The following is a 2,267-nucleotide window of genomic DNA, read 5'->3' on the forward strand; positions in this document are numbered from 1 at the left end:
GCGCGGCGGGGTCAGGCCGAGACGGCCGCGCGGGTGCTGCCGGCGTCGGCGGCCGCGGTGTCCCGCGCGGCGGGCTCGCGGTGCAGGCTCTTGAGGACCACCACGGCCAGGGCGGTGACGACCGCGCCGACGACGACGGCCAGCAGGTACAGCAGGGGCCGGCTGACCAGGCCGAGGACGACCAGGCCGCCGTGCGGGGCGCGCAGCGCGTTGCCGAACGCCATGACCAGCCCGCCGGTGACGCCGGAGCCCAGCACGGCGGCGGGGATGATGCGCAGCGGCGCGGCGGCCGCGAAGGGGATGGCGCCCTCGGAGATGAAGAACGCGCCCAGCAGCACCGCGGCCTTGCCGTTCTGCTGCTCGGCCTCGGTGAACAGGCGCCTGCGCACGAACGTGGCCAGGGCGATGCCCAGCGGCGGGGTCATGCCCGCGGCCATGACGGCGGCCATGACCTTCAGCTCCACCGGGCTGCCGGAGGCGGCCGCGGCGGTGGCCAGGCCGGTGGTGGCGAAGGTGTAGGCGACCTTGTTGATCGGCCCGCCGAGGTCGGCGGCCATCATCGCGCCGAGGACGACGCCGAGCAGGACGATCCCGGAGCCGGACAGGGAGTTCAGCCCGCTGGTGAGCTGGTCCATGAGCCGCTTCAGCGGCCGGCCGAGCACGACCAGCATCACGGCGCCGGTGACGGCCGTGGCGATCAGCGGGATGACGACGACGGGCATGACGCCGCGCACCGCGCCGGGCACCTCCAGCCGCGCCAGGCCCAGGGCGAGGAACCCGCCGAGGAAGCCGGCGGCCAGGCCGCCGAGGAAGCCGGCGCCGACGGTCACCGCGAGCGCGCCGCCGACGAAGCCGGGCGCGATGCCGGGGCGGTCGGCGACGCCGAAGGCGATGAACCCGGCCAGGACGGGCACGAGGAAGCCGAACGCCGCCTGCCCGACGACGAGCAGCAGGCCGGCCCACTGCTCGCGGCTGCCGGTGTCGAAGCCCTCGGCGAACAGGCCGGTGAAGTAGGCGCCGGCGCTCTGGTCGCCGCGGTCCAGGGCGATCTCGTAGCCGCCCAGCATGAACGCCAGGGCGATGAGGATGCCACCGGCGGCGACGAACGGGATCATGTAGCTGACGCCCGTCATGAGCCACTGGCGCACCCGGGTGGCGGGACCTGGGCGGGAGGCGGACCCGGTGGCGGGCGCGGCACCGGCCGCGGCGCTCGCCGCACCGGCCGGGGCCGGCGCGGCGGCGCCGCGCCGGGCGACCTCGACGGCGGCGACGGCGGCGGCCACGACGCCGGGGGCGTCGGCGACGGCCCTCTTCACGCCCACGTCGACGAACGGCTTGCCGGCGAAGCGCTCCTTGTCGCGCACCTCCAGGTCCGCGGCGAAGATGACGCCGTCGGCGGCGGCGACGACGGCGGGGTCGAACGGCGCGGACCCCGCCGCGCCCTGCGTCTCCACGTCCACCTCGTGGCCGGCGGCCCTGCCCGCCTGCTCCAGGGCCTCGGCGGCCATGTAGGTGTGGGCGATGCCCGTGGGGCAGGACGTGATGGCGACGAGCTTCATCGTCCGTAGACCTCTTCCATGACGGTCCGGGCCACCGACGCGGCGTCGGGGGCGTCGAGCAGGGACTGGCGGAACGAGACGTGCACGAGCTTGCGGGCCAGCGCGGCGAGGATGGTCATGTGGTCGGCCTCGCCGGTGGTGGGGGCCGCGATGAGGAGGACGAGGTCGGCCGGGCCGTCCGGGGCGCCGAAGTCGACGCGCTCGCCGGTGGTGACGCGGCCCAGGGCCAGGCTGGGGACCGTGACGGCCGCGGAGCGGGCGTGGGGCAGGCCGATGCCGCCGGGGATGCCGGTGGCCATCTGCTCCTCGCGGGCGGCGACGTCGGCGAGGAACTGCTCCAGGTCGGTGACCCGGCCGGCCGCCTGCAGCACCCGGGCCAGCTGGCGGGTCGCGTCGACGCGGTCGATCGCGCGCAGGTCGGCGACGACGAGCTCGGGGGTGATCAGGTCCGGGGTGTTCGCGGTGTCGCTCACGGCTGCAGGTCCTTCACGGGGGTCTCGGGGTCGGGGTTCTGCACGACGCGGACGCCGGCGGCGCCCGCTGCGGTCTGCTCGGGGCCGGGCACGGTGCTGCCCGGCAGCAGCACGGCCGCGCGTCCCCACGCGACCGCGGTGGCCAGGCGCCGCGGCGCCGGGCCCTGCTGGTGCAGGTAGCCGGCGAGGGTGCAGTCCCCCGCGCCGACCGTGCTGCGCGGCACCAGGGGCGGGG

The 2,267-nt window shown here is 76.8% G+C and carries 2 protein-coding genes and 1 pseudogene; all 3 read right to left on the reverse strand.

Annotated elements, in window-relative coordinates:
* Positions 1–11 precede the first annotated feature (11 nt).
* Positions 12–1,559 carry a PTS fructose transporter subunit IIC gene (locus GTR00_RS12015; RefSeq protein WP_166611859.1) on the reverse strand — a complete coding sequence of 516 codons (1,548 nt, stop codon included), beginning with the start codon at positions 1,557–1,559 and terminating at the stop codon, positions 12–14.
* The gene (locus GTR00_RS12020) at positions 1,556–2,032 is read right to left on the reverse strand and encodes a PTS sugar transporter subunit IIA (RefSeq protein WP_166611860.1); all 477 of its coding nucleotides are present in this window, start codon (positions 2,030–2,032) and stop codon (positions 1,556–1,558) included. Before GTR00_RS12020 ends, GTR00_RS12015 begins: the two co-directional genes overlap by 4 nt.
* Positions 2,029–2,267 (reverse strand): annotated as a pseudogene (locus GTR00_RS23970) (1-phosphofructokinase); the annotation flags it as partial. The gene GTR00_RS12020 and the pseudogene GTR00_RS23970, both read right to left, overlap by 4 nt.

Source organism: Kineococcus indalonis, assembly GCF_009906395.1.
GTDB classification, from domain to species: domain Bacteria; phylum Actinomycetota; class Actinomycetes; order Actinomycetales; family Kineococcaceae; genus Kineococcus; species Kineococcus indalonis.

Bases quoted from the DNA above. Each gene is read 5' to 3' on its own strand.
- GTR00_RS12015 (WP_166611859.1), bottom strand. From the start codon at position 1,559: ATGAAGCTCGTCGCCATCACGTCCTGCCCCACGGGCATCGCCCACACC.